The sequence below is a fragment of the Pseudomonas salmasensis genome (genome assembly GCF_014268375.2).
Classification (GTDB): domain Bacteria; phylum Pseudomonadota; class Gammaproteobacteria; order Pseudomonadales; family Pseudomonadaceae; genus Aquipseudomonas; species Aquipseudomonas salmasensis.
This window is the reverse complement of sequence record NZ_CP077083.1, coordinates 2,322,404-2,338,900: the sequence shown is the minus strand read 5'-3', so window position 1 is coordinate 2,338,900 and position 16,497 is coordinate 2,322,404. Positions and strand designations below refer to the sequence as shown.

The window sequence follows — 16,497 nt, the reverse complement described above, 5'->3', positions numbered from 1 at the left end:
TTCGGCGGCCCCTGTTCGAGAATGTTTTAGAGGAGCCAGTCATGCGTTACATCAGCACCCGCGGCCAGGCACCGGCCCTGAATTTCGAAGACGTTCTGCTGGCAGGCCTTGCCACCGACGGCGGCCTGTACGTGCCGGAAAACCTGCCACGCTTCACCCAGGAAGAAATCGCTTCCTGGGCCGGCCTGCCGTACCACGAGCTGGCTTTCCGAGTGATGCGCCCGTTCGTGACCGGCAGCATTCCGGATGCGGACTTCAAAAAGATTCTGGAAGAAACCTATGGCGTGTTTTCCCACAACGCCATCGCGCCCCTGCGTCAACTGAACGGCAATGAGTGGGTGCTGGAGCTGTTCCACGGCCCGACCCTGGCGTTCAAGGACTTCGCCCTGCAACTGCTGGGTCGCCTGCTCGACTACGTGCTGGAAAAGCGCGGCGAGCGCGTGGTGATCATCGGCGCCACCTCCGGCGATACCGGCTCGGCGGCGATCGAAGGGTGCAAGCACTGCGAGAACGTCGACATCTTCATCCTGCACCCACACAAGCGTGTGTCGGAAGTGCAGCGTCGCCAGATGACCACCATCTTCGGTGAGAACATCCACAACATCGCCATCGAAGGCAACTTCGATGACTGCCAGGAAATGGTCAAGAACAGCTTCGCTGACCAGAGCTTCCTCAAGGGCACGCGCCTGGTGGCGGTGAACTCGATCAACTGGGCGCGGATCATGGCCCAGATCGTCTACTACTTCCACGCCTCGCTGCAGTTGGGTGGCCCGGCGCGTTCGGTGTCGTTCTCGGTGCCGACCGGCAACTTCGGCGACATTTTTGCCGGTTACCTGGCGCGCAATATGGGCCTGCCGATCAACCAGTTGATTGTCGCCACCAACCGCAACGACATCCTGCATCGCTTCATGAGCGGCAACCAGTACGTGAAGGAAACCCTGCACGCCACGCTGTCGCCGTCCATGGACATCATGGTGTCCTCGAACTTCGAACGCCTGCTGTTCGACATGCACGGTCGCAACGGCGCAGCCCTGGCCGAGCTGATGAACAGCTTCAAGCAAGGTGGCGGTTTCAGCGTCGAACAAGAGCGCTGGACCGAAACCCGCAAGCTGTTCGATTCCCTGGCCGTGGACGACGCGCAGACCTGCGAAACCATCGCGCAAGTCTATGCCGAGACCGGCGAAGTGCTCGACCCGCACACGGCCATCGGCGTGAAAGCCGCCCGCGAGTGCCGCCGCAGCCTGGATATTCCAATGGTGATCCTCGGTACCGCGCACCCGGTCAAGTTCCCGGAAGCGGTGGAGAAGGCCGGCATTGGCAAGGCGCTGGAACTGCCGGAACACTTGACCGACCTGTTCGAGCGCGAAGAGCGCTGCACCGTGTTGGCCAACGACCTGAAGGCAGTGCAGGCGTTCGTCAGCCAGCATGGCAATCGAGGCAAGCCGCTCTGATCGACAGGGCTGCCTGACGGCCAAGGGGCATCTTTGTGCTGCCCCACGATCCAAAATGTGGGAGCGGGCTTGCTCGCGAATGAGGTGGATCAGTCACACATTCAGTGACTGACACAGCGCTTTCGCGAGCAAGCCCGCTCCCACATTCAAGCTGATTTCATCCACCCAAGACGTGGTGGGGCAACAGTCAGCTTTTTTTGCAGTCGGCCAAGCCCGTCCTCGTGACGGGCTTTTTCATTCTGGCGAGCCATACTTGCCCATTCGCCCAATCAAGGAAACCCAACCGGTGCAGGTGTTGATCCAATGGACGTTAAAGCTGGTGTGCCTGTTGTGGCTCACCCAGGTGCCCATGACCCTGGCCGCTGTCAGCCTGCCGTTCAAACTGGTGCCGGCGTTTATCGCGCTTGAACCTATGCCCCTGGCGCCGACCGAGCAGCAGTGGTTGGCGGCGTATCGGACGTTGAAAGTAGGCATCTCGATAGATGACTACCAGCCGATCGACATCACCCGCGACCGCAACCGCTACCAGGGCATCAGCGCCGATTACTTGAGCCTGGTCGGCGCGCGGCTGGGTGTGCCCATGCAAGTGCTGGGCTTCTCCGAGCGCGCCCAGGCGGTCGAAGCGCTGCGCAACGGCACCATCGATATTCTCACCAGTGCCAATGGCTACGAGCGAGATGTGCCCGGCCTGCAATTCACCCCCGATTACATGCCCGACCGCTCTGTAGTAGTGCTGCGTCGCGACGATACCCAAGGCGACGATCTGGCCGGCAAGAAGCTGGTGTTGCTCGACGGCTACGCCAACGTGCAGAAGGTTCATGCGGCGTATCCGGACAGCCACATCATGCTCGCGCCCAACCTCTACAGCGGCCTCGAAGCCTTGAAGCAGGGCGACGTCGATGCGTTTATCGGCAACGAAGTGATTGTGCGCGCCTATAAATCGCTGCGGCCTTACCTGGGGTTACAGATCAAGGAGCAAAGCCGGCTGGCGCCGATCGGTTTTGCCTTCGCCACCCGCCAGGCCGATCCGTTGTTGGGGGCCATGATGAACCGCGCGCTGGCAAGCCTCGACGAGTCTGTGCAGCGCGAAATCCTCGCGCGCTGGACCACCGGGCTGGGCGTCGGCATCAGTGGTGAGCGCATTGCGTTGTCCGCGTCTGAGCAGGCCTGGGTGCGCGAGCATCCCCATGTCGTGGTGGTGGCCCAGCAAATGTCGCCTTATATCTTCAGGGACAAGGACGGCCACTGGGTTGGCTTGAATGTCGACCTGTTGAATCGCATCTCGCGCATGACCGGTTTGCAGTTCATTTATGAAGAGGTGGGTTCTACCGCACAAACCCTGGAATGGCTGGAAACCGGCCGGGCGCAGATGAACACCACCCTGGCGGTGAATCAGGAGCGCAGTGCGCTGCTCAACTTCAGCCATGATTTTGGCGGGGCCGGCTGGGTGTTTATCGAACGTGCCGATGCCGCGCCCCTGATGGGCTTGAACCAGTTGGACGGCAAGGTGCTGGCATTGCCGGCGCGCCACGTCATGGAGAGCCAGATTCGCCATGACCATCCGCGCATCAAGTTGCGCCTGGTAGACAATTACACCCAGGCCCGTGAGCTGGTAAGACGGGGCGAGGCCGCCGCCACCCTACAGACTGAAGTGGAAGTGCAGAGTTACGCAGAAGATGGCTTGCGCATGGGCCGCAGTGTCGACGGGCGGTGGTCGTCCAACTGCCTGTCGGTGCGCAAGGACCAGCCTGAATTGCTGAACATTCTGAACAAAGCCCTGGAGGCGTTGCCGGTGGCTGAGTTGAGTGCCTTGCGCCTGCGCTGGATCGGTGCCGTGACGATTCCCCCGCCCGTCTGGCAGCGTGTACCGCCCTGGGCCTATTGGACGGTGGCCACGGCGCTGCTGTTTGTGTTGGTGTCGCTGGTGTGGAACAGCCGGCTCAAGCGCCAGATCCGCCAACGGCTGGAGGCCGAGCAACGGCTCAATGACCAACTGGCGTTCAAGCGTGCATTGCTCGACGGTATGCCCAACCCGCTGTTCGTCCGCGACCTGGACGGGCGGTTGGTGACCTGCAATAAAAGTTATGAACAGCAATTGGCCACCCGGCTGGAGCTGATCCAGGGCCTGACGCTGATGGAAAGCAAGGTGGTGCCCGACGCCACGGCGGCGCGCCTGCACGAAGGGCACATGGAGCAATTGGCTAAGCAGCAGCCGTTGTTTGTCGACCGGCAATTGGAACTCAACGGCGGCACTTATCACGTCTATCAGTGGACCGTGCCCTTTTTCGATGCTGAGGGCCGCTTGCAGGGGTTGTTGGGCGGTTGGATCGATATCAACGAACGCAAAGACCTGGAGCGCCAGCTGATGGACGCCCGCCAGGCCGCCGATGAGGCGAACTACGCCAAAAGTGCATTTCTCTCGGCCTTGAGCCATGAGATTCGCACCCCCATGACCGCCATCATTGGCTTGCTCGAACTGGAGCAAGAGCGTTGCCTGGCAAGCGGCCAGCCGGTTTCCGAGGCGCTGCAAGTGGCCCATCGTTCGGCGCGCGAGCTGATTGCGCTGATGGGCGACAGCCTGGACTTGGCCAAGATCGAGGCCGGTCACCTGCAACTGGCGCCACAGACCACTGAACTCAAGGGCTTTTTCGAGGGTATCCAGAGCCTGTTCGAAGCCACGGCGCAAAAGAAGGGCCTGCATCTGACCCTTGCGTTTGATCCGGCTGCTCAGGGCTATTACTGGTTCGACCCGCTGCGGTTACGCCAGGTGATGCACAACCTGTTGGGCAATGCGCTCAAATTTACAGAGCGGGGCGGCGTTCACCTCAGCGTGACCTGCCAGCGGGATGAGCACGATACCGAATACCTGCACCTGTGCGTCAAGGACAGCGGCCCGGGCATCAGCGCCGAGCAACAGCCGCGGGTGTTCAAGCCGTTTACTCAGGTAAGCGCCCTGACCGCCGCGCAACACGGCGGCACCGGGCTGGGCCTGAGTATCTGCAAGCAACTGGTGGAATTGATGGGCGGGAGCATTCACCTCGACAGTGTGGTGGGCGAGGGGACGGTGGTGTGCATTGACCTGCGCCTGGACCGGGTCAGCACCGATGATGTGCCAGCAGCGCCTACCGCGACGTTGTCATCGACGGGGCGTAGCCTGTCGGTGCTGGTGGTGGACGATTTGGCGGCCAATCGCCTGGTGCTGGCGCAGCAGTTGCAGTTCCTCGGTCACCAGGTGGTCGCCCTGGAGTCGGCCGAGGCCGCGTTGCAACGCTGGCGTGAGCAGCGTTTTGACGTGTTGGTCACCGATTGCCAGATGCCCGGCATGTCCGGCTATGCCTTGAGCGCGGCGATCCGGCGCCTGGAGGCAGAGGAGCAACGGCCTCGTAGCGCGCTGGTGGGTTGTACCGCGAACGCCATGAAAGATGAACAACGCCGCTGCGAGGACGCCGGTATGGACGAACTGCTGGTCAAGCCCGTAACCCTGGAACACTGGACCCAAGTGCTGGCCCGCGTGGCGCCCCAGCGTTCGTTCGATATCCAGGCCCTGCGCACCATGACCCAGGCCGACGGGCCGGTGCTGCAGAGCATGTTGCAGGAACTGGCCAAGAGCCTGGACCACGAACACGAGGTATTGGTGGGCGCCCTGGCCGAGCGTGACATGGCACGCTTGAATGCATCGCTGCATCGGCTCAAGGGCATTTGCTCCTTGGTGGACGCATTGCCACTCGCCAAGGCCTGCGTCGCCCTTGAGCAGTGCGCCCGTGAACAGCGCGGCGCCGAGCTTGAGGCACCCTGGTTGCGCTTGTCGGAGGTGCTCAAGGCGTTTCGTCGCGATCTGCAACCCTATCTGGATGCCTGACACCCTAATGCCGGTCAGCTAAGCGAGCGCGATGCTCAAGGCAACGAAGATCAAATGTGGGAGCTGGCTTGCCTGCGATAGCCGTATCTACACAACTTTGTGGGCTGTAGCAACAGACGGTAACCACGATGCGAAGCGAGTCGCTCTTGATCTGCTTTTGATCTTGATCTCAGGCGCCCCGTTAAACCACGCTGGCCGAACGCAGGCTTGAATTCGTGGGTAACCCGGCAGGACGCCGGGTTAGCCGCCCCGCGCCATGGATGGCGCGTGGCGGCGGCCCACGGATTCAAGCCTGTGTTCGGGCACACCGAGCCTAAGCGAGGTGCCGAGTGGTGGGGCAAGAGCGTTTTGCTTACTTTTGCGCTTTTCAAAAGTGAGCCGCTGTAAAAGCGGAACCCTAAGTAGCCGTTACCGCAGGAATGGATATGTACACGGTCCAACTGTGTTGACTGTCAGGCCGCCTTCGCAGGCAAGCCAGCTCCCACAGGGGATCTGCCCCTCTTACATTTAAGGATGCTTTTAGGACACGTCCTATGGGGCACACCGCAGCGTATGACTACTGTGCAGGACTTTCCCTGTATCGACACCCTTACCCATGCGATCCCTGAACGTCCTGATCCTCGAAGACAACCCGTTTCAACTGATGGCCCTGCACCAGATGCTCAATGCCAACGGCGTGTTCAATGTACGCGCCGCGGAAACGGTCGAAACCGCCCGCCAGTCCCTGGACAGCAAGGGCCCGGTGGATATCGCCATCTGTGATCTGTACCTGGAGCAGGGCGATGGCCTGGCGTTGATCCGTGAGTTGGCCGAGCGCCGCCTGGCCCAGGTGTTGATCCTGCTCAGCAACGCCGAGCCCGACGTGCTGGAAGGCGTGGCGAACATGGCGCGCCAATTGGGGCTCAAGGTCTTGGCGTGCTTGCCCAAGCCGGCTTCGGCCAAGCTGATCGGGCAAGTGCTGAGCGACTGTCAGGAGCACTTGCGCCCGGGCCCACCGGTGTTGTCCTGGGAGCGCGTCCGTCAACTGCTGAGCTTGAGCGAGCAGGAACAACTGCCGCCCTCGGCGGATGTCAGCCAGGCGACTATCGCGGCGTGTGGCAGGGTCTGGTACCAGCCCATCGTCAGTCAGGCCGGGGTGTTGCAAGGGGTGGAGGCGCTGGCGCGTTGGCAGTTGCAGGACGGTGAGCTATTGCTGCCTGACGAGTTCCTGCCGGTGCTGGAGTTTGCCGGCATGGAAGAGGCGTTTACCTGGCATGTGCTGGAGCAGGCGCTTGGCCTGGCGAACCAAGTGATGGGCGAAAGCGGCCAGGTGCTGCCAGTGGCCGTGAACATCCCTGGGCGCATGCTGGAGCGCGAGCACTTCCCCCAGGTACTGCAAGGTTTGCTGCAACTGCACGGTGTGCCTGCCCATAGCCTGACCCTGGAGCTGGTGGAAACCTCGACATTGAAAACCGACAGCGCCCATGTCACCGGCTTGCTGCGCTTGCGCATGTTGGGTTGCCAGTTGTCCATCGGCGACTTCGGCATGGGCGGCACCAGCCTGCAGCATTTGCTGGAGCTACCTTTTACCGAACTGAAAATCCCCCCGGCGTTTGCCTGTGGGATGGCCAATGATGACCGCAAGGCTGCGGTGGTGGCGGGCGCCATGAGCATGGCGGCGCGCCTGGACGTCGCCGTGGTGGTCACCGGTGTGGAAACCGCCGCCGACTATCACGCCGTGGGCGAACTGGGCGCGGCGTGGCTGCAAGGCTGCTTTATCGCGCGGCCCATGGAGGCCGAGGCGCTCAAGCAATGGATCGCGTTCCAGGCTAGGCCAGCCCGTGTTCCTGCACGTAAATAAACAGGGCGGCATCGTTGACCAGCCCCAGCTTGCGCATGGCGCTGACTTTTTGCGCGCTGACGGTCTGCTTGCTGCGATGCAGGTGCGCGGCGATCTCGCCCACCGTCATGCCACCGGCCAACAGGCGAATCACCTCCAGCTCCCGGGGTGACAGGTGCTCCTGGGAATGCAGGCGATCAGCGCCGACTTCCCCGGCCAGGCTCAGCGCCTGGCGGATGGTCTGGGCCACGTAGGTGCGTTGCTGGCGCACCTGGCGGATCGCCTGGGGCAGCTCATCGGCGAGGCTGGCCTTGCTCAGCAAACCCATCACACCCAATGCCAGGATGGAATGAAACAAGCCGGCATTATTGAGCATGGTCACCACCACAATGGGCAGGTGCGGATAGTGCCGGCGCAGTTGCTCGATCAAGCGCAGCCCGTCGGCCTGGGGCTCGACGGGCATCATGAAATCGGTCACCACCACATCGCAGGCACAGTGTTGCAACAACGCACTGAGGGCCTGGGGGGAATTGGCCTCGCCGACGATGCTGATCTGCGGGTCCCGTTCGAGCACGGCGCGCAGGCCAATCAGGAAAATCGGGTGATCGTCGGCAATCACGATACGCAAGGGCGGTTCAGACGCAGCTCTCAAGGCAGGCTCCCGGGATAATCCAGGGATTCTAGCCTGTGAGCTGTTGTTTTTTCTCTGTCATCTTTTCCGTGCATGCTCGTTTTCCTCAAGCAGTGGATTACACAAAAGGTAGAACTTTCTGCTTTGAGCACGGGTCACTTGAATGTCAGCCTCTTCGTGACATTTTTGTTTTTCGAACCTTTTTCGAATGATTGAGTGGTGATCGAGATGGAAAGTATCAACCTATTGCTCAGCCAAGCACTGAGCCCTTATCAGGTTACGCTGACCTCTGCCGGTATGCGCGACGACTGCCTGGTAACCGTGAAGAACCCCGGTGGCGCCATCGTGGTTGAACGTGAAGTCGATCGTGCGCAATTGAGCGACAAGCGCGCGCTGGTGGATGTGGTGGATTGCCTGCTTCGCGACCTGAAAATCGCCGAAGGGCGCCTGGAACCTTCAGTCATCGCTGCCTTGCGCAACGCCTCCCAAACCCGTGGCGGCGCACTGGCATGAAACATTATTTTTCTTCGGAACCTTCCTACAAGGTGGTCAGTCAGAGTTTGTAACAGCAAGAGCAGGCATTGTGCTCCGGTGCTTGTCGCTTGCTGTACTGGCCTTTGTAGGCCACGTTTAACCCCGAGTTGTCTCCCCACTGCTCGGGGTTTCTTTTTGCCTGCAATTTGTCAGATCGCCCCGTCCTCGCGCAGGCGGGTGATAGCTGCGGCGTCGTAGCCCAGGGCATTGAGCACCAGGCTGTTGTGTTCACCCAATTGCGGCCCAACCCATTCGCAACTGCCCGGTGTGTCCGAGAGCTTGGGCACGATGCCGGGCATCTTGAAGTCTTTGCCGCCTGGCAACTGCGCCTTGAGGAACATTTCCCTGGCCAGAAATTGCGGATCGCCCAGCATATCTTCGGCGCTGTAGATGCGGCTGGCGGGCACCTGGGCTTTATTCAGATGCTCAATCACCTGGTCGAGCGACAGCGAATTGACCCAGCGATCAATCACGCCGTACAGCTCGTCGCGGCGAGTGTCACGCCCGTCATTGCTGGCCAGTGCAGGGTCGTTCGCCAAGTCGTCACGGCCGATCACCTGCATGAAGCGTTTGAAGATCGCATCGCCATTGGCACCGATCTGCACATGCTTGCCGTCTGCGGTGGTGTGGATCGAGGACGGGGTGATACCGGGCATGATGTTGCCGGTGCGCTCACGGATAAACCCGAACACATCGAACTCGGGGATCATGCTTTCCATCATGGCGAAGATGGCTTCATACAGCGCCACATCCACCACTTGGCCCAGGCCGCCGTTGACTTCGCGGTGACGCAGCGCCATCAGCGCGCCGATCACCGCCCACAACGCGGCAATCGAGTCGCCGATGGAAATGCCGGTGCGCACTGGCGGGCGGTCCTCGAAGCCGGTGATATAGCGCAAGCCGCCCATGGACTCGCCCACCGCGCCAAACCCCGGCTGGTCCTTCATCGGCCCGGTCTGGCCGAAGCCCGAGAGGCGCACCATCACCAACTTGGGGTTGAGGGCGTGCAGGGTTTCCCAGCTCAGGCCGAGTTTCTCCAGCACGCCTGGGCGGAAGTTTTCGATGAGGATGTCGGCGTCGGCCAACAGTTGCTTGAGGATCGCCAGCCCCTCAGGGTGCTTGAGGTTGAGGGTCAGCGACTGCTTGTTGCGCGCCTGTACGAACCACCACAGCGAAGTGCCTTCATACAGCTTGCGCCATTTGCGCAGTGGGTCGCCGCCGTCCGGGGATTCGACCTTGATCACTTCGGCGCCGAATTCAGCGCAGATGCGTGAGGCAAACGGGCCGGCGATCAGAGTGCCCAGTTCGATGACTTTTAGGCCGGCAAGTGGTTTGGCAGTGAGCGACATGGGGATCCTTACAAGCGCGGGACGATGATGTACTGCTTTTTAACATAGGCGAGCCGCGCGGATGCAGCGCAGTATTCGTTCAATGCCCTCGCCATCGGTTAGACTGGCCGCCTTTCCTTGTCTTTAGAAGCCCGTTCATGGCCCAGCCGTCCACGACCTACAAATTCGAACTCAACCTCACCGACCTCGACCGCTCGGTGTACGAGAGCGTCAAACAGACCATCGCTCGCCACCCTTCGGAAACCGAGGAGCGCATGACCGTGCGCCTGCTGGCCTACGCCCTCTGGTACAACGAGCAATTGGCGTTCGGGCGTGGCCTGTCGGATGTGGACGAACCGGCCCTGTGGGAAAAAAGCCTGGATGATCGTGTTTTGCACTGGATCGAAGTCGGCCAGCCGGATGCCGACCGGCTCACCTGGTGCTCGCGCCGCACCGAACGCACCAGCCTGCTGGCCTATGGCAGCTTGCGCGTGTGGGAAGGCAAGGTGGTGCCGGTGGCCAACAACCTGAAAAACGTGCATATCGCTGCGGTGCCTCAGGAAGTCTTGGAGACTTTGGCCAAGGACATGCCGCGAGTGATCAAGTGGGACGTGATGATCAGCGAAGGCACGATCTTTGTGACCGATGACCGTGGCCAGCATGAAGTGCAACTGCAATGGCTGGTCGGCGAACGCGGTTGAGCAGGGCTCCCTGTAGGAGCGAGCTTGCTCGCGAAAAACTCCAGGGCACCGCGATCACCCAGGCACACGTGCCATCGTTAACCACCTTCGCGAGCAAGCTCGCTCCTACAATGATTAAAGAGAAGTTATCACCACCCTATGCGTATCGATCCCCGCCCATTGCCCGCCGTCCTGCCTTTTCTCGGTGAACTGCCGCCGCTGTTGACGCGCCTTTACGCCGCACGCGGGGTGCAATCGGAAGCCGAGCTGGACAAGAGCCTGGCGCGGTTGATTCCCTATCAGCAGCTCAAGGGCATCGACGCCGCGGTGGACTTGCTGGTGACGGCCCTGGAGCAGCGTCAGCGCATCCTGATCGTCGGTGACTTCGACGCCGATGGCGCCACAGCGAGCACCGTAGGCACCCTGGGCCTGCGTTTGCTCGGTGCGGCCCATGTCGACTACCTGGTGCCCAACCGCTTCGAATACGGCTATGGCCTGACCCCGGAAATCGTCGCGGTGGCGCTGCAGCGCGAGCCGCAGTTGCTGATCACTGTGGACAACGGTATCTCCAGCGTCGAAGGCGTGGCGGCGGCGAAAGCGGCGGGGTTGCAGGTGCTGGTGACCGACCACCACTTGCCCGGCGATGAACTGCCGGCCGCCGACGCTATCGTCAATCCGAACCAGCCGGGCTGCGGGTTCCCCAGCAAGGCCCTGGCCGGGGTCGGCGTGATCTTCTATGTGTTGATGGCCCTGCGTGCGCGGTTGCGCAGCCTGGGTTGGTATGACAACAAGCCCCAGCCGAATATCGCTGAACTGCTTGATCTGGTGGCCCTGGGCAGCGTCGCCGACGTGGTGCCGCTGGACGCCAACAACCGCATCCTCGTGCACCAGGGCCTGGAGCGTATTCGGGCCGGCCGGGCGCGGCCGGGGATCAAGGCGATCCTGGAAGTGGCCAAGCGTGATCATGCACGTATCACCTCCACCGACCTGGGTTTTATCCTCGGCCCGCGCCTGAATGCCGCCGGGCGCCTGGATGACATGAGCCTGGGCATCGAATGCCTGCTCACCACCGACTTCGCCGCCGCACGGGAAATGGCCGCGCAACTGGACGGCATGAACCAGGACCGTAAATCCATCGAGCAAGGCATGCAGCGCGAGGCCCTGGCCCAGCTCAAGGACTTGCCGGTGGAGTCGATGCCGTACGGCTTGTGCCTGTTCGACCCGGAGTGGCACCAAGGGGTGATCGGCATCCTCGCATCACGTATGAAGGAGCGTTATTTCCGCCCGACCATCGCCTTCGCCGATGCGGGCGATGGCCTGCTCAAGGGCTCTGGACGCTCGGTGCAGGGCTTTCATATCCGAGATGCGCTGGCGGTCGTCGCCAGCCAGCATCCCAACCTGATCACCAAATACGGCGGCCACGCCATGGCGGCGGGGCTGACCTTGCCGGAGGCCAACTTCTCGTTGTTCGCCGAAGCCTTTGATGCCGAAGTGCGTCGGCAACTGCGCGAAGAAGACCTCACCGGCCGCCTGCTTTCAGACGGTACCCTGGCGGTGGAAGAGTTTCACCTGGAACTGGCCCGCGCCCTGCGCCATGCCGGCCCGTGGGGGCAGCACTTTCCCGAGCCGTTGTTTCACGGGGTATTCCAGCTGGTGGAGCAGCGGGTGGTGGGCGAGCGGCATTTGAAAGTGGTGCTCAAGAGCGAATGCGGGTCGGTGAAGCTCGATGGCATTGCCTTTGGCGTGGACCGCGAAGTGTGGCCGAACCCGACGGTGCGTTGGGTGGAATTGGCCTACAAGCTGGATGTGAATGAATTTCGTGGCAATGAGACGGTGCAGTTGATGATTGCGCACATCGAACCGCGTTAGTTTTCACCAACACTACAGACCAGTGTGGGAGCGGGCTTGCCCGCGATGGCGGAGTGTCAGTCAACGCTACTGTGACTGAGCCAGCGCTATCGCGGGCAAGCCCGCTCCCACATTGGGTCTTCGGTTAAGCCTGAGTTACTCGGCTTTGGCCTGATGCTTGACGATAATATCCACCAAGCGCTTGGCCAGCGCCGGGTAGTTCTCATCGAAGTGATGCCCGCCCGGTAGCTTCATGGCTTCGCCCACGGCGGTCTTGTCGGTGCAGCCACTCTCGTCGACTTCTTCGGCGCCGTAGATGCACACGACTTTTTCAGGCGGCAGCTTGGCCATTTCCGGGCCGGTGGCGGCTTCTTTGCCGGCGTTGCCCAGCCAACCTTCTACTTCGATTTCAAAGCTGCCGGTGCGGGCGAAGGCCAGCAGGATGATCGCGTCTACCCGTTGCTGTTCGTTCTCTGGCATGCGGTTGTAGATCGCCGGCAATACGTCGGCGCCGAACGAGTAACCGGTCAGCACGAAGCGCTTGGTGCCCCACTTTTGCCGGTAGTGTTGCATCAGCTCGGTGAGGTCCTTGGCACTTTGCTCAGGCGTCTTGTGCTGCCAGTAGTAGCGCAGGGTGTCGATGCCCACCACCGGGTAGCCGATCTTCGCCATCTCGCCCGCCACGTCGCGGTCCAGGTCGCGCCAGCCGCCGTCACCGGAGAGGAACAGGGTCACGGTGTCCTTGGCTTGGCCGGCAGGTACTTCCACCACCGGAATCGCCAGGCCGCCGTTGTCCGAACCGACCAGTTGCTTGCGCAGTTCGTTGTTCAGCACCTGTGGGTAATGAATGTCGTAGTCGCTGATACTGGTGGTGGCGCGCGGTGTGTCGCGTACGAAACTGGCGCTTTCATCGTCGGGGTTATCGTTCCACGCCACCAGCCAACTGCCATGGGCGGCGGTTTTCGGCAGCGGGTCGTTGCAGCCTTCCTGTTTCAGGGCAAAGCCCACGGAGATGGCGTTGGCCTTGTCGTCGTTCTGGGTGGCCAGCCAGCGCCAGGCGAGTGCGGCGCCAGGGCCGATGCCGCTGACCAGGGTCGCCGGGCCTTTAAGCTGGGCCAGGGCGCCTTGCAGGGCTTTTTCCTGCAGTGCGCAGTCATCTTTTGGCAGCACCACCTGAACCAGTTGCGCTGAACCGCCCTGGCTCAGGGCCATCAGTTGGCTGTCGGTCAGGGTTTCGTCGGCCATCACCGCCACGGCCACGCGGGCTTTTGCGTTGCTGGCCGGGGTTACGCGGGTCATTACCGAACCGTCGGCCTGGGGCAAGTGCTCCAGGGTCGGTTGCGGAGCAGGGCGGTTCCAGTACCAGAAGCCACCCGCCGCGATCAGCGCAAGCAGCACCACTAAAGCCAATACATACCGCCAGGAGCGTCGAATCATCAGCGTTTCACCAATCCAGTCAAGCCGCCCGCGATCAGGGCGGCGGTATCGGCCAATGCCACCAGCGGATCCAGTCCTGCGGGCACGGCCATGTAACGGGGTTCCCAGTCGGGCTGGAACTTGTCTTTGAAGCGGCGCAAACCTTGGAAGTTATACAGTTGCTCGCCACGGCGGAACACCATCGAGCCCAGGCGTTGGGTCAGCGGTGCGCCACGGCGCGGTTGCAAGCCCGACAACGGCACCATGCCGAGGCTGAAGCGTGCGTAGTCGTGGCTCTTATAATGTTGAATCAGGCCCACCATCATAAATTCCATGGTCAACTTGGGCGCGTCCGGGTGGGCGCGCATCAGGTCGAGGCTGGCCAGGTCATGGTTGTAGGTTTCGAGCAAGTTGGCGAAGGCCACCGGGCGCCCTTCGAAGCGAATGATCGCAATACGAAAGTGCTTGAGGTAGTCATCGCTGAAACGGCCCAGGGAGAAGCCCTTTTCCCGCACATTCTTACCTGTAAGCCAGGCATCGGAGATGACTTTTAATTCATCCATCGGCGCCTTGCCCGGTTCGCAGATCTCCAGGGACAGGCCGTCCCGGGTGCCACGGTTCCAGGTGTAGCGCAAATCCTTCATTTCTTTGCCCTTGGCTTCCAGGTCAAAGCGTTTCAGGTCGACGCGGGCTTCTTCACCCAGCTTGATCGCGGTGAGGCCGATGTCCATGTAGTACGGCAGGTTCTCGGCGCGTACCTGGTAGAACACCGGGCGGGCGTGGTGGATGTCGCACAGGTCGCGGAATTGCCAGATCATCTCGGCGCGCGGTTGAGTCGGGCCGATCGGGTCATACAGGGCCACCAGGCTGCGCCCGCGACGGGCATACATCAGGAAGGCTTCATCGTTGGGGTGAAACAGCAGCGCCTTGTCGCCAGTGAGCGCCAGGCCGCCGTCGGGTTGGGACGAGGCCATCAGGATCTTGCTGGCGCGCTCCAGTTCTTCCGGGGTCGGCAGGTGGATGACCGGGCGTGCCGTGCGCAGCAGCCAGGTCAGCGACACGATCACCAGCAACACGGCGGCGCCGAGCAGCGAACGCAAGCCACGTGGGGCGTTGGCGTCGAGGGTGAACTGCCACCAGAGTTGATGGCTGTAGGGCACGTCCTGGTAGGCAAACAGCAACAGCCAGATCGAAGCGCCGAGCACACAGACACTGGCCACCAGGTACAGCGGCGAAAACGGCAACTCGGTCAGGCGGCTGGCGCGGTAGAACGAGCGGCGGAAGATCGCCAGCAGCACTGCGGTCATGGTCATCAGGCTGGCTTCTTCCCAGTCGAAACCTTTAAGCAGCGAGAGCAGGGCGCCGACCAGCAGCAGCACCATGGTCAGCATCCAGGCCGCCGACAACCGCCGACGCAGGCCCTGAGCGAGCAACAGGCACAACACGCCGATCAGGCTGGCACCGAAGTGCGACGCGTCAATCAGACGATGGGGGATCAGGAAGCCGATGTTTTCCAGGCGTGAGTCGATCTCTGGCGTGGCGCCGGAAAACAGCAGGACCACGCCGGACAAAAAAACCAGGACGGCCAATACTGGCGCTGCCAGCCCTGATGCAACCCGCAGGCTTTGCTGGGTCTGGAACAGGCGCTGGGCCTCGTTGACCAGCAGGAATACACAGGCGATCAGCAGCGGCAGCACCACATAGATCATGCGGTACAGCAACAAGGCAGCAGCCAGGGGCGCGGCACCGAGTTTGTCGGCAAAGGCCGCCAGCAGGATCGCTTCGAATACACCCACACCGCCCGGCACATGGCTGAGCACGCCGGCGGCCAGCGCCAGCAGGTACACCAACAGGAACGGGCCGAAGGGCGGTGCTTCCGGCAACAGCAGATACAGCACGGTAGCGGCTGCGGCGACGTCCAGTGCGGTGATGATCAGTTGCAGGAACGTCAGGCGTCGGCCCGGCAGGCGCAGGGTACGGCGCCCAGCCTTGACCAGCAGGTTGTCGGGGTAGGGCTGTTCCGGCAGGCGGCGGCGATAGATGCCGATGCACAGGAGGGCCGACAACAGCAGCACGGCGCCGGCAATGCCGCCGAGCAGGCTTTGCGATAAATGCAGGTAAGTGGACGCGGCCGGCAAGTTGCTCAACGTGGCCAGCGCTGCCAGTGGCGGCAGGGCGCAGCCCAGGGCCAGGCTGGCGAATACGGTCATGTGCGCCACTTCCGAGGCGCCGATGCCATGGCGTGCATATAAACGGTAGCGCACCGAACCGCCGGAGAGCATCGACAAACCAATGGCGTTGCCAATGGCAAAGGCGGTGAAACCACCCAGGGCCAGGGTTTTGGCGGGCAATTTCACGCCAGCATACCGCGCGCCGGAGAATTCATAGCCGAGCAGGATAATGAAGCCGGCGACCGCCGCCGCGAAGGCACCCAATAGAGCAGGCTTGGGCACTTCCAGGATCGAATCGTGCAGGGCGTAAAGGTCCAGTTCCAGCAACAGGTGCCGGCAGGCGATCAGGGCGATTGCAAACAGCAGGAGCGTCACGGCCAGGCCAATGGGCTGGCGGTACTTGCTCAACAGGTCCAGCCACCGCAAACGGGTGGGAGTGATCGGTTGTTCTGCTGTGACGGTGTCTTGTGGTTCAGACGAGTTGGCGCGCATCAATCACCTCGTGGATTGTGCGCGACAGGATGGAGGTATCCAGCCAAGTTACCAATCCCTATGGACAAAATAATTACAAATATTAACGCGGATCGCCGGGGGCGGCGACTGCGGCCATTGGTCGTAGAGGGGTAGCGCTTGAGCAGTGAGCATAGCGTGCAATGAGATGGACTCTGCAAACCGTCTACGGTTTCATGAAAGATGCCATGCCATTGTTTCAGAAGAACTTTTTCGCCAGATACAAAAAAGGCCACTCTTTCGAGTAGCC

The 16,497-nt window shown here is 61.7% G+C and carries 10 protein-coding genes; 6 read left to right on the top strand and 4 right to left on the bottom strand.

What is annotated here, in order from left to right; translation table 11 throughout:
* Positions 1-41 precede the first annotated feature (41 nt).
* From thrC to HU731_RS10240, 3 genes are all read left to right on the top strand, one after another.
* Positions 42-1,451, top strand: coding sequence for a threonine synthase (gene thrC / locus HU731_RS10250; protein ID WP_003193958.1), 1,410 nt, complete (start codon positions 42-44; stop codon positions 1,449-1,451).
* Between the two features lie 286 nt (positions 1,452-1,737).
* Positions 1,738-5,310 carry an ATP-binding protein gene (locus HU731_RS10245; protein WP_186607873.1) on the top strand — a complete coding sequence of 1,191 codons (3,573 nt, stop codon included), beginning with the start codon at positions 1,738-1,740 and terminating at the stop codon, positions 5,308-5,310.
* Between the two features lie 595 nt (positions 5,311-5,905).
* Positions 5,906-7,150, top strand: a complete 1,245-nt coding sequence (locus tag HU731_RS10240; RefSeq protein ID WP_186609583.1) for an EAL domain-containing response regulator — start codon at positions 5,906-5,908, stop codon at positions 7,148-7,150.
* Here the strand turns inward: HU731_RS10240 and HU731_RS10235 are convergent.
* Positions 7,119-7,781 (bottom strand): response regulator, encoded by a 663-nt coding sequence (locus HU731_RS10235; RefSeq protein WP_186609584.1) that lies wholly within the window; start codon positions 7,779-7,781, stop codon positions 7,119-7,121. The two genes, HU731_RS10240 and HU731_RS10235, sit on opposite strands and share 32 nt — an antisense overlap.
* 207 nt (positions 7,782-7,988) lie before the next feature.
* Between HU731_RS10235 and HU731_RS10230 the strand changes: the two genes are divergently transcribed.
* Positions 7,989-8,273, top strand: coding sequence for a DUF3509 domain-containing protein (locus HU731_RS10230; RefSeq protein WP_020301357.1), 285 nt, complete (start codon positions 7,989-7,991; stop codon positions 8,271-8,273).
* 170 nt (positions 8,274-8,443) lie between these two features.
* Here HU731_RS10230 and HU731_RS10225 read toward each other — a convergent pair whose 3' ends face one another.
* On the bottom strand, positions 8,444-9,643 hold the full coding sequence (locus tag HU731_RS10225; RefSeq protein WP_186609585.1) for a CaiB/BaiF CoA transferase family protein: 1,200 nt from the start codon (positions 9,641-9,643) through the stop codon (positions 8,444-8,446).
* A gap of 137 nt (positions 9,644-9,780) precedes the next feature.
* On the opposite strand from HU731_RS10225, the gene HU731_RS10220 reads away from it, so the two are divergent.
* Together HU731_RS10220 and recJ are read left to right on the top strand one after the other, a co-directional pair.
* Positions 9,781-10,323: a YaeQ family protein gene (locus tag HU731_RS10220; RefSeq protein WP_003193952.1), complete on the top strand. Its 543-nt coding sequence runs from the start codon at positions 9,781-9,783 to the stop codon at positions 10,321-10,323.
* Between the two features lie 138 nt (positions 10,324-10,461).
* On the top strand, positions 10,462-12,171 hold the full coding sequence (recJ, locus tag HU731_RS10215; RefSeq protein ID WP_186609586.1) for a single-stranded-DNA-specific exonuclease RecJ: 1,710 nt from the start codon (positions 10,462-10,464) through the stop codon (positions 12,169-12,171).
* 135 nt (positions 12,172-12,306) lie between these two features.
* On the opposite strand, the gene HU731_RS10210 is transcribed toward recJ, so the two are convergent.
* Entirely contained in the window at positions 12,307-13,587 is a 1,281-nt protein-coding gene (locus HU731_RS10210; RefSeq protein ID WP_186609588.1) for a virulence factor family protein, read from the bottom strand.
* Positions 13,587-16,229, bottom strand: a complete 2,643-nt coding sequence (mprF, locus tag HU731_RS10205; protein WP_186609590.1) for a bifunctional lysylphosphatidylglycerol flippase/synthetase MprF — start codon at positions 16,227-16,229, stop codon at positions 13,587-13,589. Before mprF ends, HU731_RS10210 begins: the two co-directional genes overlap by 1 nt.
* Positions 16,230-16,497: the final 268 nt, after the last annotated feature.

Bases quoted from the DNA above. Each gene is read 5' to 3' on its own strand.
- recJ (WP_186609586.1), top strand. From the start codon at position 10,462: ATGCGTATCGATCCCCGCCCATTGCCCGCCGTCCTGCCTTTTCTCGGT.
- HU731_RS10210 (WP_186609588.1), bottom strand. From the start codon at position 13,587: ATGATTCGACGCTCCTGGCGGTATGTATTGGCTTTAGTGGTGCTGCTT.
- HU731_RS10230 (WP_020301357.1), top strand. From the start codon at position 7,989: ATGGAAAGTATCAACCTATTGCTCAGCCAAGCACTGAGCCCTTATCAG.
- HU731_RS10220 (WP_003193952.1), top strand. From the start codon at position 9,781: ATGGCCCAGCCGTCCACGACCTACAAATTCGAACTCAACCTCACCGAC.
- HU731_RS10225 (WP_186609585.1), bottom strand. From the start codon at position 9,643: ATGTCGCTCACTGCCAAACCACTTGCCGGCCTAAAAGTCATCGAACTG.
- thrC (WP_003193958.1), top strand. From the start codon at position 42: ATGCGTTACATCAGCACCCGCGGCCAGGCACCGGCCCTGAATTTCGAA.
- mprF (WP_186609590.1), bottom strand. From the start codon at position 16,229: ATGCGCGCCAACTCGTCTGAACCACAAGACACCGTCACAGCAGAACAA.
- HU731_RS10240 (WP_186609583.1), top strand. From the start codon at position 5,906: ATGCGATCCCTGAACGTCCTGATCCTCGAAGACAACCCGTTTCAACTG.